This is a genomic window from Streptomyces pseudovenezuelae (genome assembly GCF_029892565.1).
Taxonomy (GTDB): domain Bacteria; phylum Actinomycetota; class Actinomycetes; order Streptomycetales; family Streptomycetaceae; genus Streptomyces; species Streptomyces pseudovenezuelae_A.
Window position 1 is genome coordinate 688,023 of sequence record NZ_JARXVH010000001.1, and the last position, 22,172, is coordinate 710,194.

Consider the following 22,172-nt stretch of genomic DNA (forward strand, 5'->3'; position numbering starts at 1 on the left):
GGCGTCAGCCCTGTGGACGGCTCTGGGGCTACTCCCGGTGCAGTAGTCCGCGGTCCCGGCACACCCGGTGGCGTCCCGCGAACACCCTTCGGCCGTACGACGACCGGGAGCGCCTCCGAGGCGCACGCTCCTTCCATGTCCACAGCCTTCCGCTTCACCGAACCGCCGGCGCCCAGGGCGGCGACCGATCGCGTCGCCGAGGTGTACGCCCAACTCGCCCACGACTTCGGCATCGAGAGAGCGGCCACGTTCGTGGTCCTCTCCTCGACGCCCGAACTCCTCGCCCCCGCCTGGGCGTTGATGCGCGAGTCACTGATCGCCGGAGCGGGCAGCCGCACCGGCAAGGAGCTGGCCGCCTACGGGGTGTCCCGCGCCAACCGCTGCCCGTTCTGCGTGGCCGCGCACACCGTCCTGCTGCACGCCACCGGCGACCACGCCCTCGCCGAGCAACTGGCGCGCGGGGAGCGGCCGGAGGACGACGCGCACGCGCGTGTGCTCCACTGGGGAGAGCACACGCGCGTGCCCGGCGCCGACCTGCACCCGTACCCGTTCCCGCGCGAGCACGCCCCGGCCTACCTGGGCACCGCGTTCGCCTTCCACTTCATCAACCGGATCGTGTCGGCCCTGCTGACCGAGCGGCTGCTGCCGGGCAACGCGCAGCGACTGCGACCGGTACGGAGTCTGGCGGGACGCTCGCTCGCCGGGACCGTACGCCGTACCGCCGTCCCCGGCGCGGCCCTCCCGCTGCTCGACGCCCCTCCCCCGGGGCCTGCCTGGGCGGCCGGTACCGCGGTCGGTCCGGCGTACGGCGCCCTGCGCGAGGCCGCGCTGGCGGGCGCGGGCCTGCTCGACGCCGACGACCAGGCCCTCGTACGGCGGACCGTGGGTGGTTGGGACGGCTCGCATCCGCCGCTCGCCCTGCCCGGGGTCCCCGACCGCCGTGAGCGTCCCGGCGCGCGCCTGGCATTGCTGGCCGCGCTCGCGCCGTACCGCATCACGGACGCGGACGTGACGGCCTGGCGGCGACCGGAGCACACCGACCACTGCCTGGTGCACCTGATCGCGTACGGCGCGTTCGCTGCCGTGGACCGCATCGAGAGCGCACTCGCCCTGCCCACCGCCCGGGAGGCCTGATGTACAAAACGGCTGAAGTATCCGAAACCTCCGAAACCCGCCAGAAGCGCTACGACGTCCTCGTCGGCGGCGCCAACGACGCCCTGTTCGCGGGCGCCGGCATCAAGTTGGCCGACCGCGTTCTCGACGTCGGCTGCGGCACCGGGGCCACGACCCGGATCGCGGCACGGCTCGCCGCGCGCGGTCATGTCGTCGGCGTCGACACCTCCGTACCGCTGCTGCGGCGGGCACGCGCGCGTATGGTCGCCGAGAAGATCCGGAATGCCGCGTACATGGAGGCGGACCCCCAAGTGCATCCGTTCCCGCGCGCCGGGTACGACGTCGTCATCAGCCGCGGCGGCGTGATGTTCTTCACCGACCCGGCGGTCGCGTTCGCCAACCTGGCGCGGGCGTTACTGCCGGGCGGGAGACTGGCGTTCGTGTGTCCGGAGCCCCTTTCCGACCCGGACCGCATCCGCGCGGACCTGCGGGACTACGAGAACGTCACGGTCAGGGGCGTGCCCGTGGAGACGGTGTGGGGAGGCGACAACGCGGCGTTCGCCGTCGACGTTCCGCACGAGACCGGTCGAAGCGTGCGCCTTCGGGGTGATATCTGGCTGGTCACCGCGAAACGCCCGCGGTGAGGGGTAGTCAGGCGTGAGGCCTGCGTGACCGGGCGCGCACGGAGCGAGTTGGCACTTCCGTCTCACAGGGACTCGTGTGAAACTGGCGCCCCCGTCCGCAGTGCGGACCCGTCCGCACACCGTCCCCCACCGAAAAGTGTGCCGTGCGCGATTTTCCTCTGCCGATCGCTCTGACCGCGCGACTTTCCCCGGTCGTCGTGCTGGCCGCGGCGGGCTGGGCGCTGACGTCCGGTCCGTTCGCCACCACGTCGTCCGCCGACTCCCAGCACAAGCAGGAGAGCGGGCAGACCGGCACGCAGTCACCCTCCGCGCCCGCGACGGCCGCCGTGTCCAAGTCGTACGCGGCCTCCCCCGCGCCCTGCGGCAGCCTGGCCAAGAAGACGATCACCTCGCTCGTGCCCGGCGCCAAGACGGCCGGCAAGGAGATCAGGTCCACGGACGCGAAGATCCGCCGGACCTGCTCGTGGAACGCGCTCAAGGGCTACGACTACCGCTGGCTCGACGTGTCCTTCGAGATCATGGGCTCCGAGGCGGCGGCACAGAAGTCGTACAAGGAACGGCTCACGGAGAAGAGCGGCGGCGGCGCGGTTCCCGGACTCGGCGACACCGCCTACTCGGTGGTGAACCTGACCACCGAGGACAAGCAGCAGACGCGCGAGGGCGAGGTGGTGGCCCAGGTGTCCAACGCCCTGGTGGTCATCACCTACAACGGCAGCGACTTCGAGTCGAAGAAGGCCCCGAGCACCGACGAGATCAACAAGGGCGCCATCAAGGCCGCCAAGGAGGCGGTCACCGCGCTGCAGGGCGGCCTGGCCAGCTAGCCGGCCCGACCGCCCCGTCAACTGCCGCGGTCCTACGCCTCGTTGGTCACCGCCTCCGGCTCCGGGTCCTTTCCGCGCAACAGCATCAGCGCCACGTAGAGCACCATCGACGTGCCCAGGCCCACGGCCCAGCCGTAGTCGGCGAGCGAGGACAGGGCCGGGATGGGCCGGCCGTCGATCAGCGGGTGGAAGTCGGCGCCGCCGACGGCGAGGATGCCGCCGACCAGGAAGGCGACGACGGCCCGCCAGTTCCAGCCGCCGTCGTACCAGTAACGGCCGCCCGCGCGGTACAGGTCGGTGAGGTCGAGCTTGCCGCGGCGCAGGATCCAGTAGTCGGCGATGAGGATGCCGGCCACCGTGCCCAGCAGACCGCCGACCAGACCGAGCCAGGTGAAGATGTAGCCCTGCGGGTCGGAGTACAGCTTCCACGGGAAGATGACCACGCCGAGCACACAGGTGACGAGGGCGCCGGCCCGGAAACTGATCTTCCGGGGCGCGATGTTGGAGAAGTCGAAGGCCGGGGAGACCAGGTTGGCCGCGATGTTCACGGACAGGGTCGCGACCAGGACGGTCACCAACGCGTAGAGCAGGCCCACCACGTTGTCGGTCTTCGCGGCCAACTGGACCGGGTCCCAGACCGCTTCGCCGTACACGGCCTGCGAACCGGAGGTGACCATCACCGACAGCAGCGCGAAGAGCGTCATGGTCGTGGGCAAGCCGAGCGCCTGCCCCCAGGTCTGCGCCTTCTGGCTCTTGCCGTAGCGGGTGAAGTCGGGGATGTTCAGCGACAGCGTGGACCAGAAGCCGATCATGCCCATCAGCGAGGGCCAGAACAGCTTCCAGAACTCGCCGCCCCAGCCGAGCTTGGAGGGCTGGTCGAGCAACGGGCCGAAACCGCCCGCCTTGTTGCTCATCCAGATCAGCATGACGACCGCGCCGACGATGACGAAGGGCGCCGCCCAGTTCTCGAAGCGGCGGATCGTCTCCATGCCGCGGTAGATGATCGCGACCTGGATCGCCCAGAAGATCGCGAACGACAGCCACATCGTCCACGCGTAGCCGCCGATGTGCGAGGCGTTCGCCCAGTTGTCGCCGATCAGCTTCCCGGCGAGGAAGTAGATCGCCTCGCCGCCGATCCAGGTCTGGATGCCGAACCAGCCGCACGCCACCAACGCCCGTACGACAGCGGGCAGGTTGGCGCCCCGCACACCGAAGGAGGCACGGGCGAAGACCGGGAAGGGAATCCCGTACTTCGGTCCCGCGTGCCCGGTGAGCAGCATGGGCACGAGCACGATCAGGTTGGCCAGGGCGATGGTGAACACCGCCTGCTTCCAGTCCATGCCGACGGCGATCAGACCGGAGGCCAGGGTCCAGGAGGCCGTGTTGTGGGCCATGCCGACCCACAGCGCGGAGAAGTTGTACGTGGTCCAGGTGCGCTTCTCCACCGGGACCGGCAGCAGGTCCTCGTTGGCGTAGGGGCCGCTGGGCTGCGGCGAACCAGGGGCGATCTCCACCCGGCCGTCGGCCAGGGTGACTTGAGAGGTCGGCGGTATGGCCGTGGGAGCGGTGTCGGTCATGGGCAGGCCAATCAAACGAGGGGCGGATCCGGAGAGGCCGTGCGGGTGGCTCCGGCCCCCCTCCCCCGGGACGGCGGGGAAGGGGGAGAACTGGAGTGGGGGGACGGGGAGTTGAGCGGTACCGGGGTGGGTCAGGCGTTGACGGCCGGGATGACCTTCGTCCCGTACGCGTCGATCACGCTCTCCTGCGCGTCGTGCATGTCGTACACGGCGAACTGGTCGACGCCCAGCTCGCGCAGGGCGTTCAGCTTCTCGATGTGCTTCTCGACCGGGCCGATCAGGCAGAACCGGTCGACGATCTCGTCGGGCACGAACTGGGTGTCGGGGTTGTCGGCCCGGCCATGGTGCGAATAGTCGTACCCCTCACGGGCCTTGATGTACTCCGTGAGTTCGTCGGGAACGGCGGCGGAGTGCTCGCCGTACTTGGAGACGAGGTCGGCGACGTGGTTGCCGACCATTCCGCCGAACCAGCGGCACTGGTCGCGTGCGTGGGCGAGCGCCTCGGGCGAGTCGTCCTCGGTGACATAGGCCGGGGCGGCGACGCAGATCTTCACCTCGGACGGGTCGCGTCCGGCGGCGACGGCCGCGTCCTTGACCGCCTTGACCATGTATTCGGTGAGGTAGAGGTCGGCGAGCTGGAGGATGAAACCGTCGGCCTCCTCGCCGGTCATCTTCAGGGCCTTGGGGCCGTACGCGGCCATCCATACGGGAAGTTCGGCGCCCGGCTTGATCCACGGGAACTTGACCACCGTGCCGCCGAGGTCGGCCTCCTCGCCGCGGGCCAGCGACCGGATGACCTTCATGGCGCCGCTGATCCGGGCCAGCGTGTTGGGCGTGCGGCCCGCGACGCGCATCGCGGAGTCGCCACGGCCGATGCCGCACACCGTGCGGTTGCCGAACATGTCGTTGAGGGTGGCGAAGGTGGAGGCGGTGACCTCCCAGGTGCGGGTGCCCGGGTTGGTGACCATCGGGCCGACCGTCAACTTCGTGGTGTTCGACAGGATCTGACTGTAGATCACGAACGGCTCCTGCCAGAGCACGGCGGAGTCGAAGGTCCAGCCGTAGGTGAAGCCGTTGCGCTCGGCCCGCTTCATCAGGCTGATGACCTTCGAGGCCGGCGGGTCCGTCTGCAGGACGAGTCCGAAGTCCATGTGCGCCACTCCTAGTTGAGGTACTGACTGGTGGAGCGCGGGGTGTAGACGCCGTGGCCCGCGTGCCCGGTGTACTCCCGCTCGGTGATGACGAGTTCGCCGCGCGAGAGGACGGTCTCGACCCGGCCGGTGAGGCGCTTGCCCTCGTACGCCGAGTAGTCGACGTTCATGTGGTGCGTCTCGGCGGAGACGGTCTGCTCGGCGTGCGGGTCGTAGATGACGACGTCGGCGTCGGCGCCCGGGGCGATGGTGCCCTTCTTCGGATAGAGGCCGAACATCCGCGCCGGGGAGGCGCAGGCGATCTCGATCCAGCGGCGGCGGCTGATGTGCCCGTCGACGACGCCCTGGTGAAGCAGGTCCATGCGGTTCTCGACGCCCGGCATGCCGTTCGGGATCTTCGAGAAGTCCCCGCGTCCCAGTTCCTTCTGGCCCACGAAGCAGAAGGGGCAGTGGTCGGTGGAGACGACCTGGAGGTCGTTGGTGCGCAGGCCCTGCCACAGCTTGGCCTGGTGCTCCTTGGGGCGAAGGGGCGTGCTGCACACGTACTTCGCGCCCTCGAAGTCGGGCTCGGCGAGGTTGTCCGTCGACAGGAACAGGTACTGCGGACAGGTCTCGCCGAAGACGGGGAGGCCCTCGTCGCGCGCCCGGGCCAGCTCGGCGACCGCTTCCATCGCGGAGACGTGCACGACGTAGAGCGGTGCGCCGGCGACCTGCGCGAGCTTGATGGCGCGGTGGGTGGCCTCGGCTTCGAGGAGGGCTTTGCGGACCTCGCCGTGGTAGCGGGGGTCGGTCTCACCACGGGCCAGCGCCTGCTCGACCAGCACGTCGATGGCGATGCCGTTCTCGGCGTGCATCATGATCAACCCGCCGTTGTCGGCGGCGCGTTGCATGGCGCGCAGGATCTGGCCGTCGTCGCTGTAGAAGACGCCCGGGTAGGCCATGAACTGCTTGAAGGAGGTGACGCCCTCCTCCACCAGCAGGTCCATCTCCTTGAGGGTGTCCTCGTTGACGTCGGAGACGATCATGTGGAAGCCGTAGTCGATGGCGCAGTTGCCCTCGGCCTTGGCGTGCCAGGCGTCGAGGCCCTCGCGCAGGGCGCCGCCGACGCTCTGGATGGCGAAGTCGACGATGGTCGTCGTACCGCCCCAGGCGGCCGCCCGGGTGCCGGTCTCGAAGGTGTCGGCTGCCTTGGTGCCGCCGAACGGCATCTCCATGTGGGTGTGGGCGTCGACCCCGCCCGGGATGACGTACTTCCCGGTGGCGTCTATGACCCGCTCGGCCGTCCACGCCTCGGCGGCCGGGGTGCCGGAGGTGGCGAGGGCGGCGATGCGGCCGTCCTCGATCAGGACGTCGGCGTGGATCTCGTCGGACGCGGTGATGACGAGGCCACCCCGGATAACGGTACGGCTGCTCATGCTCCCTCTCCTACCGTGCTCAACACTGGTGTGGTGCGGGTCGGTTGACGCCGCCGGTCCGATCCCCGTGCACCGGACCGGCGGACACGCCGGTCGCGGTCGGCTACGGAGCGGTCAGCGGCTCGTACGCGTCGGGACGACGGTCGCGGTAGAACTGCCAGCGGTCGCGCACCTCGCGCAGCTTGGCCAAGTCCAGGTCCCGGACGACGAGTTCCGTCTCCTTGTCGCTCGCCACCTCGCCCACGAACTGGGCCTCCGGGTCGACGAAGTACGTCGTGCCGTAGAAGTCGTTGTCGCCCAACTCCTCGACACCGACCCGGTTGATGGCGCCGACGAAGTACTCGTTGGCGACGGCCGCGGCAGGCTGCTCCAGCTGCCAGAGGTAGGCGGACAGGCCGCGCGAGGTCGCCGAGGGGTTGAAGACGATCTCGGCACCCGCGAGGCCCAACGCCCGCCAGCCCTCCGGGAAGTGGCGGTCGTAGCAGATGTAGACGCCGATCTTGCCGACGGCGGTCTCGAAGATCGGCCAGCCGCTGTTGCCGGGGCGGAAGTAGAACTTCTCCCAGAAGCCGGCCACCTGCGGGATGTGGTGCTTGCGGTACTTGCCGAGGTAGGAGCCGTCCGCGTCGATCACGGCCGCGGTGTTGTAGAGGACGCCGGGCTGCTCCTCCTCGTACATCGGCAGGATCAGGACGATGCCCAGTTCCTTGGCGAGCGCCTGGAAGCGCTTGACGATCGGGCCGTTCGGGATCTGCTCGGCGTACTCGTAGAACGCCTTGTCCTGGACCTGGCAGAAGTACGGTCCGTAGAACAGCTCCTGGAAGCACAGGACCTGAGCACCCTGCGCGGCCGCGTCGCGGGCCGCCTGCTCGTGTACCTGGATCATCGATTCCTTGTCGCCCGTCCACGCGGTCTGGAAGAGGGCGGCGCGAATCACTCTGCTCATCGGGACCTCCGGTCACTCGGTGTGCGAGAAGGCTAGGAAGTCCGAAAGCAGCCTTTGAGTTGCACGGTGTCACGTCTGCGGGCGCACGGCGTGTCACCGTGTCACGCTGTGGTCGCCCCATGTTTCACCGCCGTTTTCCCAGGTCGTCGCATGTTTCACCCCTGTTGCGCGTCATGCGCGAGGAGCGCGATGTGCACCGAGGCGGCTTGTTCGAAGTCGTCGAGGTCGACGCCGAGCCGGCCCTGTATCGCCTCCAGCCTGCGGTAGAGCGCGGGCCGGGAGACGTGGTGGAGCTGGGCGGTGCGGGACTTGTTGCGGCCGGTGGCGAGGTAGGTGCGCAGCACGGACAGCAGATCCTCGTCGTCCGCGCACAGCAGCCCGTCCAACTCCCGCTCCGCGAACGACTGGACGTAGGGGTCGTCGCGCAACAGCCGTACCAGGCCGCGCAGATGCACGTCCTTGAGGCGTACGACGGCCGGGAGGTCGAGGACGTCCGAGGTGTCCGCGACGGCGTCGGCGACGTGCTGTGCCTCGCGCAGTCCGGCCGGCACGTCGTCCCAGGCGATGCGCGGGTCGGCCGCCGCCACGACTGCCTTCAGCGATCCGGACTCGCTGCGCAGGCGGGCCGCGAAGTGTCCGGTGAGCGCCTCGGCGTCCTGGTCGCGGGCGAGGCTGAGCAGCACCGCCGTCGCGCCGTCCGCGAGTTCGGCGACCAGTCCGGGCAGGCCCAGCATCCGCAGTACGCGGTCGAGTTGGGCGGCCTCGCCCTCGCGCACGACCAGGGGCACGAAGTTGCGCCGGTTGACCGGCAGTCCGGCGGCCCGCGCGCGGGGCAGCAACTGCCGGGCCGGTACGACGCCGGAGACGAGGTCGGTCAGCAGGCCCTGCGCGGACTGCTCCTCCCAGGTGTGGGCCGAATTGCCGGCGAGCATGCGGTGCAGGACGAGGGCCTCGGCGCCCCGGTCGGCGAGCACGCGGCCGGTGGTGGTGTCGCCGCGGTATCCGCACAGCACGATCTGGCCCCAGCGTTCGCCGCGCCCGGTGAGTTCGGCCCGGATCCAGCCGTCGCCCTCGCTGCCGCCGGCCTGTCGGGCGATGCGTTCCCAGTCGCGCAGCACGTCGTCCACGGCCGGCCGCTCCCCCGCGGTGGCGAGGACGCGGTGGGCGAGGTTGGTGACGACGACGGGGCAGGCGCTGTGCGAGGCGATCTCGTCGAGCAGGCGTTGCAGGGGTGCGTCCGCGGTGATGAGCCCGGTGAGGGCGGTGCGCACCGACTCCGACAGGCTGACGGCGGCGAACTTGCGCCGTATCAGCCGGGCTTGGACCTCCTCGGTCAACTCCGCGAAGGGGAAAGGCCGGTGGAGCACGATCATCGGCAGTCCGCACCGCTCGGCGGCCCGGCGCATCACGTCCGGCGGTGCCGGGAAGGCGCGTCCCAGGCCGAGGACGACGGCCGCGGCCTCCGCGCGGTGCAGTGAGCGGATGTACTCGGCCTGCTTCTCCTCGTCGCCGGCCAGCAGCACGCCGGTGGTGAGGACCATCTCGCCGCCGGTGAGCATCACGCCCACGTCGGGTGCCTCGGCGACGTGTACCCAGCGCACGGCCCGGTCGAGCTGGGCCGCGCCGGCCACCACCTCGGGTTCCCCGGCGAGGACCCGTTCCATGGTCAGTACCTGGCGCACCGACAGGGCGGGTTCCAGGGTTCCGAAGGTGGTGGTCATGGCGGTGTGTTCCCTTGTTCAGTTCGCGGCTAGCCCAGGCTCCTCAGAGCGTTTTCGAGGATGGCGGCACCCTCCTCGGCCTCCGCGACCGTGAGGGACAGGGGTGGCGCGACGCGCAGGGCGCTGGTGTTGTGGCCGCCGCCCTTGCCGATGAGCAGTCCGCCCGCGCGGGCGGCTTCGAGTACGGCGGACGCGGCGTCCGGATCGGCCTGGTCGGTGCCCGGCTTGACGACTTCGATGCCGATCATCAGCCCGCGTCCGCGCACCTCACGGACGTACGGCAGTTGAGCGGCGACGGCCCGCAGCCGCTCGATGAGCAGGCCGCCGACGCGCCGGGCGTTGCCCTGGAGGTCGTGCTCCAGCAGGTAGGTGAGGTTGGCGAGGCCCGCGGCCATGGTGATCTGGGTGCCGCCGAACGTCGAAATGCTGTTGGAGTCGAGGCAGTTCATGATCTCGCCGCGGGCGACGACACCGCCGATGGACATGCCGTTGCCGATGCCCTTGGCGAAGGTGAGGATGTCCGGCGGGCCGCTGCGGCCGTGTGCCTGCCAGCCCCAGAAGTGGTCGCCGGTGCGGCCCCAGCCGGTCTGCACCTCGTCGGCGATCCACAGGATGCCTCGCTCGTGCAGCACCTCGCGGAAGGCGGCGTACAGGCCGTCGGGCGGCGAGGTGAAGCCGCCGACGCCCTGGATGGGCTCGGCGATCAGGGCCGCGGGCGGGCGGGTGTGGCCGAGCAGGTCCTTGAGGTCGTCGACGCAGACCGCGACGAACTCGTCGTCGCTGAGGGCGGCGAACGGGCCGCGGGTGCGGACGCCGCCGTGCACGTACAGAGTCTGCAGTGGGGACAGCGAGGTAGGTGACCAGCCGCGGTTGCCGGTGATGCCGACCGAGCTGAAGGAGCGGCCGTGGTAGCTGTTGCGCATCGCCAGGATCGTGTTGCTGCGCCGGTAAGTGGTGGCGAGCATCAGGGCGGTGTCGTTGGCCTCGGTGCCGGAGGTGGTGAAGAAGACGCGGGCGTCCGGGATGCCGCTCAACTGGGCGACGCGCTCGGCGAGTTCGACCATCGGCCGGTTCAGGTACAGGGTCGACGAGTGGATGATCCGGCCGGCCTGCTCGCTGACCGCCTTCGTGACCTCGGGCAGGGCGTGCGCGGTCATCGTGGTGAGGATGCCGCCGAAGAAGTCGAGGTACTTGTTGCCCTCGGCGTCCCAGACGTGCCGGCCCTCGCCGTGGGTGATCTCCAGCGGGTCCTCGTAGTAGAGGGCGAGCCAGTCGGGAAGCACCGCGCGGTGACGTCCCAGCAGGTCCTTGGTCACGGCTGCACCAGCCCCTCGTACGCGTCGGGTCGGCGGTCCCGGTAGAACGCCCACTGCTGGCGCACTTCGTCGATCAGGTCGAAGTCCAGGTCACGGACGAGGAGTTCCTCGCCCTTGTCGCCGGCGGTCTCGCCGACGAACTGTCCGCGCGGGTCGACGAAGTACGACGTCCCGTAGAAGTCGTTGTCCCCGTACTCCTCCTGTCCCACACGGTTGATCGCGGCGACGAAGTACTCGTTGGCGACGGCCGCCGCGGGCTGCTCCAGTTGCCACAGATGGGCGGACAGACCGCGCGAGGTGGCCGACGGGTTGTACACCAACTGGGCGCCGTTGAGACCGAGTTGCCGCCAGCCCTCCGGGAAGTGCCGGTCGTAGCAGATGTAGACACCCACCCTGCCGACGGCGGTGTCGAAGACGGGCCAGCCGGCGTTGCCCGGCTTGAAGTAGTACTTCTCCCAGAAGCCCTTGACCTGCGGGATGTGGTGCTTGCGGTACTTGCCGAGGAAGGTGCCGTCGGCGTCGATCACGGCGGCGGTGTTGTAGTAGAAGCCGGACTGCTCGACCTCGAAGACCGGCACCACGATCACCATGCCGGTCTCGCGCGCCAGCGCCTGCATACGAACGACGGTCGGCCCGTCGGGCACCGGCTCGGCCCAGCGGTAGTGCTCGGGCTCCTGCACCTGGCAGAAGTAGGGGGCGTTGAAGACCTCCTGGAACCCGATGATCTTCGCGCCCTGGCGAGCCGCCTCGCGGGCGTGCTCCTCGTGTTTCGCCACCATGGACTCGGTGTCGCCGGTCCAGGTGGCCTGGACCAGAGCGGCACGTACGACGTTGGCCATGAGCTGCTCCTTCGACGGGACGTCCGTCTCTCTACGCCCGTAGAACAGGCCGTAGAGGGATGAACGTAAGCCTCCGGGAGAGCCTTGCCAAGACCATCGTCGTTAACCCGCGGAGTCGATCACGTTTCACACTCCGGTGGGTGAGCCGCGCGGCCGGTCAGCGGGGTGGTGGGGGATGGGTCAGGCGGCGAAACCGGCGACCCGGAGGGCGTGCACCAGGTCCCAGTGTCGCTCCTCGGACACGCCTTGCGCAGCTTCGAGCAGGAGCGGAGCGAGGGCCTGCGGGTCGGGCTCGGCGCTGCGGGCCGCCTCCTCGGGGGTGCGGACGCGGACGTACGCGTCCAGCAGGGCGCGCACCTCGCGCCGGCGCCCCTCCGCCACGAGCTCCAGGACGGCCTGTCCCACCTCGGCGGCGGGCCGTGCCACGCCCTGCCGCAGCATCTGCTCCCCGTCGGTGTCGCGTCCGGCCGCGACCAGGGCGTCGGCCGCCGCGACCAGCTGGTCGGCGGGCAGGGACGCGGCCTCCCAGAGCAGGGTCGCCCAGTCGTGGGCGAGCCCGGCGCGGTGCAGTTCGGCGGCGAGCACCGGGAACCGGGCCGCGGGCCAGTAGGCGGCCTCGACGAGCAGTGCGTGCGCCTCGCCGCTGCGGCCCTCGGCACGCAGCCGCACCAGCCGCTCAACCACCCCGACGACCTCCCGCGGAGCCCCGTCGTCCAACGGCTCGGCCTGCGGCTGCGCCTTCTCGTTCCCCGCACCGGCCCCGGCGAACCGGGCGCCACGCGGGGTCTTGCGAGTGGCCGCGACCGGCGCCTGCGGGTTCGGCTGGGCGGTCGGCGGTACGACGACGGGTGCGACCTCCTCGTCGGCCATCCCGGCGAAGCGGGCACTGCCCCGGCGCCGCTTGCGCTGCTTCTGGGGGGCGGGCGCGGGTTCGGCGGGAGGCGGGTCGGCGGGGGCCGGCTCATCGGAGAACGGCTCTTCGAAGGCGGGCTGCTCCTGGGCGGGCCAGTCCTGCGCGGACTCGCCCTCGGCGGGCCAATCGTGGGTGGACTGATCCCGGGAGGACTCGTCCCGAGCGGGCCAGTCGTGGGCGGGCCGGCCTTGGGCGGGCTGCTCCTGGGCGGATTCCTCCCATGCGGGCTCGTACGGGCCCCGCTGCTGGGGGAATCCGGACTCGCGGGCACCCCGTCCCTCGCCCCCGGCGGAGGCGTCGTCGACCCAGCGCACCGACCCCTCCCCGGGCTGCCCCCGGTGGATCGCCTCCGCCCGGCCGTCACCCGAGCGTCGGTCCGACTCGGCCATGCGGGAACGGAGTTCGGCGCAGCGGGCGGTCGCTCGTTCGTGGTCGTCGTGGGCCCAGGCGAGGTCGAGGCGGAGGGCGTCGGCCTCCTCGCGGGTGGCGGCGGAGGCGAGCAACCGGCCCAGTTCAGCCTGGCGTTCGGCCGCGTAGCGCTGTTCGCGGAGCATGACGTCGAGTCGGTCGCCGAGGGCGTCCCGGGCGCCGGGCCGGGCGTCGTAGACGAGGAGCGCGGCCGTATGCAGGGCGCGGGCCTGTTCCCGCTGCTGGGCGGCGGCGCCGGGGCCGTATGCCGCGGCCACATCCTGGAGGAGCGCCTCGATCACGTCCCAGGGCGGCATCTCACGCCCGTCGAGGCAGGCCTGCATGCCGTCGGGATCGCGCTGCCAGAACACCGCGCACCAACCGCCGGCCTGGTCAAGACGCGCCAGCAGGCCGTTCAGGTAGTTCGCGAACTCCCGCACCCGACCCGGGAGTTGATCCACAGCCATCGCTCAACTCCCGCCAGACCGGAGCACTCCGGTTCGTAGGCAACACCAGCCGTGTTACGGGGTTGCTACGTTAGGTTTTCAGCGGGCGCGCAGCCAGCTCATTGCGGGATCTTGACCAATGTGCGACCGGCGCGCGACCAACACGCGCCCCGCCGACGGCCGATGGGCGTCAGGCGATCACCAACTCGCAGCGTGTGGCCAGTTCGTCCATCGACAGACCGAGGGCGCGGGCCAGCGCGACGACCGTGAAGAAGGCCGGCGTCGGGGCCCGTCCGGTCTCGATCTTCCGGAGGGTCTCGGCGGAGATGCCCGCGCTCGCGGCCACGTCCGTCATGCTGCGACCGCCGCGGGCCTCGCGGAGCAGCCGGCCGAATCGCTCGCCGCGTTCACGCTCTTCGGTGGTGAGAGGGGTGCGTACCATGCCGTCATTCTAATACCGGTATAGTAATTGGCATGGTGGAACTGAAGACAGACACATCGATCGACGCCATGTACGCAGCGGGACAGGTCGTCGGACAGGCCCTGACGGCCGTACAAAACGCCGCTGACGTGGGCGTTTCCCTGCTGGAGCTGGACGAGGTGGCGCACGGGGCGCTGCGCGCGGCCGGGGCAGAGTCACCGTTCCTCGGCTACCGCCCCTCCTTCGCGCCGACCCCGTTCCCGGCCGTCCTCTGCGTCTCGGTGAACGACGCGATCGTGCACGGCATCCCGACCGGCTACCGGTTGCGCGACGGCGACCTGGTCTCCGCCGACTTCGGTGCCGAACTGGGCGGCTGGGTGGGCGACTCCGCGCTCAGCTTCATCGTGGGCGAACCGCGCCCGGCCGACGTACGCATGATCGAGACCGCCGAGCGGGCCCTCGCGGCGGCGATCGAGGCGGCCGTGGTCGGCAACCGCATCGGGGACATCGCCCACGCCATCGGCACGATCTGCCGGGCCGGCGGCTACGGCATCCCGGAGGGCTTCGGCGGCCACGGCATCGGCCGACGTATGCACGAGGACCCGGGGGTCCCGAACGAGGGCCGCCCCGGCCGCGGCTTCCCCCTGCGCCACGGCATGGCCATCGCCATCGAGCCAATGCTGATCGCCGGCGGCCGGGACGACTACCACGCGGCGCCCGACGGCTGGACCCTGCGCACGAACGACGGCTCGCGCGCGGCCCACGTGGAGCACACGGTGGCGATCACGGACAGCGGCCCACGCATCCTGACAGCCCGCTGACCAGGACCGGAGCCCGCTGCTAGCCCGCACCTCTGATCATCGCGGGCTCGGGGAGGGCGCACGTGGGGTTCAAGCGGCTGTTCGGGATCGGGGATCCGGACGAGGCGATCGAGATGGACACGCAGATCCTGGGGGGTGGGGCGCCCGGCGGGGAGTTGCGGGGCGGGGTCGTCCTCAGGGGCGGCGGACGCGACCTGGAGGTCTCCTACGTGTACCTCCGCGTCCTGGTCCGGTCCACGGGGTACGACGGCGAGGAACAGGGCGACGAGACCGATGCCTGCTCCGCCGAGCCCAGCTACTTCACCCTCCGCAAGGGCGAGGAACAACGGCTCGCTTTCGCCCAGCGGCTGTCGTGGGAGACCCGGTCGGCGAGCTCGGCGGCCGGGCGCTGGGAGTCGTGCTCTCGGTGAAGAGCACGCTCCACCTCGACGGCAGCCTTGAGGGCACCGACATCGACACCGATCTGCTGCACGTGTCCGCCCCTCCCCTGGTCGACAGCGTCCTGGACGCGCCGTCGGCGCCCTGGTCCATGTCCGGCGTGCCGATCCCCACGAGCGCCGTTGGGAGGACAAACTCCCCGCCCGCCGCTTTCCCGCGGCCCACCACGAGGTCGGCCACGTCGACTGGCGGCCGCGGATACGCAAGGTGCTCGACGGCCGCCTCACCGAGGGCGACCGGGTGGCGGTGGACGTCGAGGACGGGCGGCTCGCCTTCCGTACGGACCACCCGGCCCGTACGGAAGACACGAAGGAGCCGACCGCCCCCGAGGAGTGAGAGCTACGGTGCCGGAGACACCACCATCGCCGAGCCGCCTCCCCGCCGTACCGTCTCCGCGGCGGCCAGCCACTTCCCGTTCGGCAGCCGCTGCACGCCCGTCGCCGCCCCGATCTCGGGGTTGAGCGAGAAGGAGTGGCCGATGGCCTCCAACTTCGTCCTCAAGTCGCCGTTGTAGAGGCCGGGTTCGAGTTCCGTCTTGGCCGCGTTGCGCTGGCTGGCACGGGGCGCGGCGATGGCGTCGACGAGCGGCAGCCCGCGGTCGACGAACTCGGTCAGCGTCTGCAGCACGGTGGTGATGATGGTCGCGCCACCGGGCGAGCCCAGCGCGACGACGGGCTTGCCGTACTTGTCGAGCACGATCGTCGGCGAGATCGACGACCGCGGCCGCTTGCCCGGCCCTGGCAGGTTCGGGTCGTGCACGGCCGGGTTGGCCGGGGTGAAGGAGAAGTCCGTCAGCTCGTTGTTGAGCAGGAACCCGCGGCCTGGGACCGTGATCGCACTGCCGCCGGTCTGCTCGATGGTGAGCGTGTAGGAGACGACGTTCCCCCACTTGTCGGCCACCGTGAGGTGCGTGGTGTTCTCGCCCTCGTACGTCGTCGGCGCCGCCGTGCCACCGGCCGCGCAGGCCGCCGGGTGACGCGGATCGCCGGGCGCCAGCGGGCTGGTGAGCACCGCGTCGTCCTTGACCAGGCACGCCCGCGAGACGGCGTACTTCTGCGAGAGCAGTTCCTTCGTGGGTACGTCCTCGAAGGCGGGGTCGCCGACCCAGCGCCCGCGGTCCGCGAACGCGATCCGGCTGGCCTCGATGAAGTGGTGCAGGTACTGGACCTCGCTCGCCTTCGAAAGGTCCGTCTTCTCCAGGATGTTGAGCGCCTCACCGACGGTCGTGCCGCCGGAGGAGGAGGGCGCGATGGAGTAGACGTCGAGACCGCGGTACGAGGTCTCCGTGGGCGCCTGGAGCTTGGCGCGATAGGCGGCGAGGTCCTTGGCGGAGAGCTTGCCGGCCCGGGCGTTCCAGCCGGAACTCGGGTCCACCGGCGGGTTGTTGACCGTGTCGACGATGTCCTTGCCGAGGTCGCCGCGGTAGATCGCACCGACGCCCTTCTTGCCCAACTCGTCGTAGGTGCGGGCGAGTTCGGGGTTCTTGAAGGTGGAGCCGACGACCGGGAGCTGTCCGCCCGGCAGGAAGAGCTTCGCTGTGTCCGGGAAGTAGCGGAACCGGGTCTCGTTGGCCGCGGTCTGCGAGCGGAACGTGTCGTCGACGGTGAAGCCGTCGCGGGCGATGCGCTCGGCGGGCTTGAGCACCGTGCCGAGTCTCTTGCTGCCCCACTTGTCGAGCGCCGTCTGCCAGGTGGCGGGCGTGCCCGGCGTGCCGACGCCGAGGCCGCTGCTGACGGCGTCGGCGAAGGCGAGCGGCTTGCCGTTCTCCACGAAGAGGTTGGAGTCGGCGGTCAGCGGCGCGGTCTCACGGCCGTCGATCGTGCGCACGGTACGGGACTTGGCGTCGTAGTAGACGAAGTAGCCGCCTCCGCCGACGCCGGAGGAGTAGGGCTCGGTGACGCCGAGGGCGGCGGCCGTGGCAACGGCGGCGTCGACCGCGTTGCCGCCCTTCTTCAGGACCTCGATGCCGGCGGCCGAGGCGTCGGCGTCGACGCTGGAGACCGCGCCGCCGTAGCCGACGGCGACCGGGACCTTCCGAGCGGTGGTGTGCTGGGCGGCCGGCGGCGCTGCCGCCCCCACCGACACCACGGCGGCCGAGACCGCCAGGACCGACAGTTTCCGTGCGACAGGGCGACGCATCCGCACCTCCAGTAAAAGGCCGTTCGCGCAGCCTATGCCATCACCATGACCACGTCAGGAGCGCGCGGCCACCTGGCTCGAACACGGGTTTGCCTGGGCCCGCTAGCATGCGCGCCCATGAATGACGACGTGCGCAACATCGTCCTGGGCGTGCTCGCGGCCGGCATCAGTGCCGCGCTCGGCTGGCTGGCCCGCACCTACCTGTGGAAGCGGAAGCTCCGCCGCAAGCAGGCGTTCTTCGGGCTGCCCGACAACTCCGAGTCGCTGCTCGTCGTGAACCGGGACGCCGGCAGCCCGGATCTGGCGGTGCACCGCTACGACGTGTTCGCCCTGCTGGAGCTGGCCGCGCTGATCAAGGACTGCGGGGCGCACGCCGAGGTGATCACCCAGGACATGGCCCGGCAGGGCTTCGGGGAGCGGACGGAGTTCTGCGTCGGCGGCCCGGGGTCGAACCGGCGCATGGCCGCGCACATGCACGCGATGCTGCCCGGGGTGCGGGTGAACACCGACCCGGATCCGGGCCCGGACCGGCTGGCGTTCCAGATCGGCAGCGAGCGCCACCGCATGGAGCAGGGCCTGACCGAATTCGTCCTGCTGGCCCGCCTCACGGCCGGCCAACCCGGCGTGTCCCGGCCCGTGTTCCTGTTCTGCGGCCAGCGCGCGATCACCAACCAGGCCGCGACGCGCTACCTCGCCCGCAACCACGAGCGACTGGCCCGCAAGCACGGCAACAACACGTTCGTTCTCCTGCTGAAGGTGGTCAACTCGCAGGCGTACGGCCCGGACGTCGTGGAGCTGGTGGCCGACGTGACGCGCGCGGCCCAGGCACCGCTGCCGACGCCCGCCCCTCCCCCCAACTCCCACCGCGCCTCCTGAGTTCGCACACAATTCAACAATCGTTACTCGCACGTAACTTACCGACGGGTTACTTGCGGTAAGCCGCCGAGGTTACCGTCGGGTCACTTTCCACTTACACGAGTGAGGAGTGGCCCGTGGGACTCCCTCGCAAGGCCCTGCGTACGACCGCCGTGGGCGCCGTCTCCGCGACTCTGGTCGCCGGTAGCGCCCTCGGACTCGCCCCGACCGCCCAGGCGGCGGACGCCGTTCGTTTCGTAGACATCGGCGGCGACGGCGGCACCGTCCTCAAGGCGAACGTCATCACGCCCGCCGGCGCCGACGGCACGCACCGCTACCCGCTGGTCGTGCTGCCCACCAGCTGGGGTCTGCCCCAGGTCGAGTACCTCGCGCAGGCCCAGAAGCTCGCCAACTCCGGCTATGTCGTGGTCAGTTACAACGTCCGCGGCTTCTGGCAGTCGGGCGGCGAGATCGACGTGGCGGGCCCCTCCGACACGGCCGACGCGTCCAAGGTCATCGACTGGGCGCTGGCCAACACCCCGTCCGACGCACAGCACATCGGTATGGCGGGCGTCTCCTACGGCGCGGGCATCAGCCTCCTCGCCGCCGCAAAGGACAAGCGCGTCAAGGCGGTTGCCGCCCTCAGCGGCTGGGCCGACCTGATCGGCTCGATCTACTCCGGCCGCACCCAGCACGTCCAGGCCGCCGCCCTGCTGGACGGCGCGAGCCTGGTCACCGGCCGCCAGAGCCCCGAGATCCGGTCCATCTTCGACGACTTCTACGCCTCCGACCTGTCCCGGGAACAGGACATCATCAACTGGGGGAAGAAACGTTCGGCCGACACATATGTGGATCAACTCAACAAGAACGGCGCTGCGGTCATGATGGCCAACGCGTGGGGCGACACGATCTTCCCGCCCAACTCGTACGCGGACTTCTACGAGAAGCTGACCGGCCCGAAGCGGCTGGAGTTCCGCCCCGGCGACCACGCCACGGCCGAGTTGCCCGGGCTGCTCGGCCTGCCCAACGACGTGTGGACCGACACCGGGCGCTGGCTCGACCACTACCTCAAGGGCACGGACAACGGCATCGACCGCGAGCAGCCGGTCCAGCTCAAGTCCCGTTCCACCGGCGGCTACGAGGGCTACCCGGACTGGAAGTCGGTCGCCGCGACGGAGCGGAAGATCGCCCTCGGCGGCACGACCACGATCCACACCAACGTCGACTCGGGAGCGGACGGCGGAGTCGTCTTCCTGTCCAGCATCCTCGACCAGGTGGCCCAACTGCCCCCGGTCGCCTCGATCCCCCTGCTCCCCCGCCGCTGGGCCGCCGTGTGGCGGTCGGAGAAGTACGCCAGCGCCCAACACGTGCGCGGCACCACGAAGTTGCACACCACGGTCACTCCGACCGAGGAGAGCGGCACCCTCGTCGCCTATCTGTACGACGTGGGGCCGCTCGGCCTCGGCAAGCTGGTCAGCAACGCGCCGTTCACCTTCCACGGGCAGGCACCCGGCAAGCCGTTCGGCGTCGACCTGGAGCTGTACTCCACGGCCTACGACGTTCCGGCAGGGCACCGGCTGGCCCTGGTCGTCGACACGGTCGACCCGCTCTACATCGAGCACAACCCGTCCGGCGCGCGGCTGACCTTCTCCTCGCCTGCGAACGACCCGTCGTACGTGTCGATTCCGCTGCGCGAGCAGTGATCTCCGGCCGCCGCCGGGCGGGTATGGCTCTGTGACTGCTGCCCCCTTACGGTCCAGGGGCCGTGGGGGGATCCCCACCCGGCAGCAGCGTCCCGGGTGCGGCCGCGGCGACGTCCACGGCCTCGGTCTTGGGACTGCGCTGCTCCCGCCGGGACACCCATCCTGCGAACCAGGAGAGCAGCATGCACATCCCGATGTAGATCGGCGAGATCACCAGCACCACGGGGATGAACGGCAAATCGTAGTCCAGGTTCGAGGCGATCAGCTTGCCGGCATGCAGGAACTCCTCGTAGGTGATGAGGTATCCGAGGGAGGTGTCCTTCAGGGCCACCACCAGTTGGCTGATGATGGCGGGCAGCATCGCCCGCACCGCCTGTGGCACCAACACGTGTGCCATGACCTGGGACTTGCGCATCCCGAGCGCGAACGCGGCCTCCCGCTGGCCGCGTTCGACGCTGCCGATGCCCGAGCGGAAGACCTCGGCGAGCACCGAGCCGTTGTAGAGGGTGAGCCCGGCGACCAGCGCGGGCAGCGGCTGCACCTTCAGCGCCACGAAGACGAAGAAGATCATGACCAGTACGGGCATGGCACGGAAGAACTCGACGAGCACGGTGGCCAGCCAGCGCACCGGACGGTGGTCCGACAGCCGCCCCGCCGCGAGCAGTCCGCCGAGCGCCAGCGAGAGGGCACCCGCGATCGCGAAGGCCTTCAGCGTGTTGCCCAGGCCCCGCAGCAGGAGTTCCTGGATGCCCTTGTACTCGAAGGGCATCCACTTCGTGTACGTGAACTGGCCGGTGTCGAACAGGAGATGGAGGATCCAGCCCAGCAGGCCGAGGATCACGACGGTGGACAGGACACCGTAGGCGAAGTGCCGTTGCCTGGTCCTGGGGCCCGGGATGTCGTAGAGGGCGGAGGCTTCGGTCATCGGGCGATACCCCACTTCCGCTCCAGCACGTTGAACAGGGCGCTGATGGCGAGGGTGATGATCAGGTAGCCGACGGCGATCCAGACGAAGGTCCAGACGATGTTGTAGCCGAGCTCGCTGAGCGTCTTGTACGTGCCGAGCAGTTCGGTGACGCTGAACGCGCCCGCGATCGCGGAGTTCTTGGCCAGCGCGATGAGCGTGGAGCCGACCGGCGGGATCACCGAGCGGAACGCCTGCGGCAGCACGACCAGACCGAGCGTCTGCCCGAAGGTCATGCCGAGACTGCGGGCCGCCTCGCCCTGCCCCGTGGGCACGGTGTTGATGCCGGAGCGCAGCGCCTCGCAGATGAACGCCGAGGTGTAGCAGCCCAGGGCGAGGATCGCGAACACCTGGAAGGGCAGCACGAGTCCGAAGCGCGGCAGGCCGAGCAGCACCGCGAAGAACAGCAGGGTGAGCGGGGTGTTGCGCAGGACGGTCACCCACGCCGTGCCGAAGACCCGGATGGACCCGACGGGCGCGACCCGGAAGGACGCCATGACGAAGCCGAGCACCAGGGCCAACACCGAGGAGTACACGGTGAGTTCGACCGTGCCGAGGAAGCCCTCGCCGTAGGTGGAGAAGTTGTCTGTGAGTACGTTCATGAGCCGGCCCGGTAGCGGTCGATCGCGGGCGGGGTCGGCGCGGGGACGCCGGACAGGCCGAGCGTGGCCGCGTACGCCTTCTTCCAGTCGCCGTTCTTCTCACGGGCCTGGAGGGCGTCGTCGAGGGCGAAGCGCAGGGCGTTGTCGGAGTGCGGGACGCCGATGCCGTACGGCTCCTTCGAGAACGGCCTGCCGACGACCTTGAGTTCGTCGGGGACCTTCGCCGCGTAGCCGATGAGGATGGCGTCGTCGGTGGTGACCGCGTCGACCTGGTAGGTCAGCAGGTTGTCGACGCAGACCGAGTAGGTGTCGTAGGCGACGAGTTCGGCCTTCGAGTAGTCGTCCTTGATGCGCTGGTACGGCGTCGAGCCGGCCGCCGAGCAGACGCGCTTGCCCTCGAGGTCCTGGGGGCCGTGGATGTCGTTCTCGTCGGTGCGGACCAGGAGGGACTGTCCGGCCAGGTAGTAGGGGCCGGCGAAGCCGACGAGCTTCTTGCGGTTGTCGTTGATGGTGTAGGTGCCGACGTAGTAGTCGATCTGGCCGTTCTGCAGGGAGGTTTCGCGGTTGGCGGAGGCGATGGTCTTGAAGCGGACCGACTTCGGGGTGAAGCCGAGGGAGGCCGACATCATCTTGGCGATCTCGATGTCGAAGCCGGAGTAGGTGCCGGTCGCCGGGTCCTTCTCGCCCAGGTAGGGCTGGTCCTCCTTGGCGCCGACGACGAAGTGGCCGCGCTTCTTCGCCCGCTTCCAGGTCTTGGACGAGGTCAGCTGAAAGCCTTGTGCCACCCGGTAGTTGGGGAGTCGGTCGGCCGCGGGGCCCTTGCTGGGCGGACTGCCGTCCTTGCCGCAGGCCGCCGCGAGCAGCGCCACGGACACGGCCAGGGCCGTGCGCACACGTGTGGTACGGAACATGGATCGCG

21 protein-coding genes are annotated in these 22,172 nt (G+C 70.2%); 8 read left to right on the forward strand and 13 right to left on the reverse strand.

Translation table 11 applies throughout. The features are described 5' to 3' along the window. Nucleotides 1-135 precede the first annotated feature (135 nt). From M2283_RS03090 to M2283_RS03100, 3 genes are all read left to right on the forward strand, one after another. A complete protein-coding gene (locus M2283_RS03090; protein ID WP_280874358.1) occupies nt 136-1,134 on the forward strand; it encodes a carboxymuconolactone decarboxylase family protein in 999 nt (332 codons plus the stop codon). Next, a complete protein-coding gene (locus tag M2283_RS03095) occupies nt 1,134-1,757 on the forward strand; it encodes a class I SAM-dependent methyltransferase (RefSeq protein WP_280874359.1) in 624 nt (207 codons plus the stop codon). The genes M2283_RS03090 and M2283_RS03095 overlap by 1 nt, the downstream gene beginning before the upstream one ends. A 143-nt stretch (nt 1,758-1,900) precedes the next feature. After that, a complete protein-coding gene (locus M2283_RS03100; RefSeq protein ID WP_280874360.1) occupies nt 1,901-2,578 on the forward strand; it encodes a hypothetical protein in 678 nt (225 codons plus the stop codon). Between the two features lie 32 nt (nt 2,579-2,610). Here M2283_RS03100 and M2283_RS03105 read toward each other — a convergent pair whose 3' ends face one another. The 9 genes from M2283_RS03105 to M2283_RS03145 form a co-directional block, all read right to left on the reverse strand. Next, a complete protein-coding gene (locus M2283_RS03105) occupies nt 2,611-4,155 on the reverse strand; it encodes an NCS1 family nucleobase:cation symporter-1 (protein WP_280874361.1) in 1,545 nt (514 codons plus the stop codon). 131 nt (nt 4,156-4,286) lie between these two features. Beyond that, entirely contained in the window at nt 4,287-5,306 is a 1,020-nt protein-coding gene (locus tag M2283_RS03110; protein ID WP_280874362.1) for a TIGR03842 family LLM class F420-dependent oxidoreductase, read from the reverse strand. A gap of 11 nt (nt 5,307-5,317) precedes the next feature. Then, nucleotides 5,318-6,721, reverse strand: a complete 1,404-nt coding sequence (gene hydA, locus M2283_RS03115) for a dihydropyrimidinase (RefSeq protein WP_280874363.1) — start codon at nt 6,719-6,721, stop codon at nt 5,318-5,320. A gap of 103 nt (nt 6,722-6,824) precedes the next feature. Beyond that, nucleotides 6,825-7,667: a nitrilase-related carbon-nitrogen hydrolase gene (locus M2283_RS03120; RefSeq protein ID WP_280874364.1), complete on the reverse strand. Its 843-nt coding sequence runs from the start codon at nt 7,665-7,667 to the stop codon at nt 6,825-6,827. Between the two features lie 155 nt (nt 7,668-7,822). Next, on the reverse strand, nt 7,823-9,388 hold the full coding sequence (locus M2283_RS03125; protein WP_280874365.1) for a PucR family transcriptional regulator: 1,566 nt from the start codon (nt 9,386-9,388) through the stop codon (nt 7,823-7,825). A 29-nt stretch (nt 9,389-9,417) separates the two neighbouring features. Further along, nucleotides 9,418-10,704: an aspartate aminotransferase family protein gene (locus M2283_RS03130; RefSeq protein ID WP_280874366.1), complete on the reverse strand. Its 1,287-nt coding sequence runs from the start codon at nt 10,702-10,704 to the stop codon at nt 9,418-9,420. Then, on the reverse strand, nt 10,701-11,543 hold the full coding sequence (locus M2283_RS03135; protein WP_280874367.1) for a nitrilase-related carbon-nitrogen hydrolase: 843 nt from the start codon (nt 11,541-11,543) through the stop codon (nt 10,701-10,703). Before M2283_RS03135 ends, M2283_RS03130 begins: the two co-directional genes overlap by 4 nt. A 180-nt stretch (nt 11,544-11,723) precedes the next feature. Further along, nucleotides 11,724-13,331, reverse strand: a complete 1,608-nt coding sequence (locus M2283_RS03140; protein WP_280874368.1) for a hypothetical protein — start codon at nt 13,329-13,331, stop codon at nt 11,724-11,726. Between the two features lie 169 nt (nt 13,332-13,500). Then, nucleotides 13,501-13,752: a helix-turn-helix domain-containing protein gene (locus M2283_RS03145; RefSeq protein ID WP_280874369.1), complete on the reverse strand. Its 252-nt coding sequence runs from the start codon at nt 13,750-13,752 to the stop codon at nt 13,501-13,503. Between the two features lie 32 nt (nt 13,753-13,784). On the opposite strand from M2283_RS03145, the gene map reads away from it, so the two are divergent. The 3 genes from map (at nt 13,785) to M2283_RS03160 (ending at nt 15,326) form a co-directional block, all read left to right on the forward strand. After that, the gene (map, locus tag M2283_RS03150; protein ID WP_280874370.1) at nt 13,785-14,552 is read left to right on the forward strand and encodes a type I methionyl aminopeptidase; all 768 of its coding nucleotides are present in this window, start codon (nt 13,785-13,787) and stop codon (nt 14,550-14,552) included. Nucleotides 14,553-14,614: 62 nt separating this feature from the next. Further along, on the forward strand, nt 14,615-14,962 hold the full coding sequence (locus tag M2283_RS03155; RefSeq protein WP_280874371.1) for a sporulation protein: 348 nt from the start codon (nt 14,615-14,617) through the stop codon (nt 14,960-14,962). A 235-nt stretch (nt 14,963-15,197) separates the two neighbouring features. Further along, nucleotides 15,198-15,326: a hypothetical protein gene (locus tag M2283_RS03160; RefSeq protein WP_280874372.1), complete on the forward strand. Its 129-nt coding sequence runs from the start codon at nt 15,198-15,200 to the stop codon at nt 15,324-15,326. A gap of 3 nt (nt 15,327-15,329) precedes the next feature. Here the strand turns inward: M2283_RS03160 and ggt are convergent, their stop codons facing one another. Next, nucleotides 15,330-17,129: a gamma-glutamyltransferase gene (gene ggt / locus M2283_RS03165; protein WP_280874373.1), complete on the reverse strand. Its 1,800-nt coding sequence runs from the start codon at nt 17,127-17,129 to the stop codon at nt 15,330-15,332. 117 nt (nt 17,130-17,246) lie between these two features. Here ggt and M2283_RS03170 point away from each other — a divergent pair, with 117 nt between their 5' ends. Continuing rightward, nucleotides 17,247-18,005, forward strand: coding sequence for a hypothetical protein (locus M2283_RS03170; protein WP_280874374.1), 759 nt, complete (start codon nt 17,247-17,249; stop codon nt 18,003-18,005). 116 nt (nt 18,006-18,121) lie between these two features. Then, nucleotides 18,122-19,687: a CocE/NonD family hydrolase gene (locus tag M2283_RS03175; protein WP_280874375.1), complete on the forward strand. Its 1,566-nt coding sequence runs from the start codon at nt 18,122-18,124 to the stop codon at nt 19,685-19,687. Between the two features lie 46 nt (nt 19,688-19,733). Here M2283_RS03175 and M2283_RS03180 read toward each other — a convergent pair whose 3' ends face one another. The 3 genes from M2283_RS03180 to M2283_RS03190 are packed head-to-tail and all read right to left on the reverse strand — an operon-like array spanning nt 19,734 to nt 22,164. Beyond that, nucleotides 19,734-20,612 (reverse strand): amino acid ABC transporter permease, encoded by an 879-nt coding sequence (locus M2283_RS03180; protein WP_280874376.1) that lies wholly within the window; start codon nt 20,610-20,612, stop codon nt 19,734-19,736. Beyond that, complete coding sequence (locus M2283_RS03185) at nt 20,609-21,253, reverse strand: amino acid ABC transporter permease (protein ID WP_280874377.1); 645 nt, start codon at nt 21,251-21,253, stop codon at nt 20,609-20,611. Before M2283_RS03185 ends, M2283_RS03180 begins: the two co-directional genes overlap by 4 nt. Next, nucleotides 21,250-22,164 carry a glutamate ABC transporter substrate-binding protein gene (locus M2283_RS03190; protein WP_280874378.1) on the reverse strand — a complete coding sequence of 305 codons (915 nt, stop codon included), beginning with the start codon at nt 22,162-22,164 and terminating at the stop codon, nt 21,250-21,252. Before M2283_RS03190 ends, M2283_RS03185 begins: the two co-directional genes overlap by 4 nt. Nucleotides 22,165-22,172: the final 8 nt, after the last annotated feature.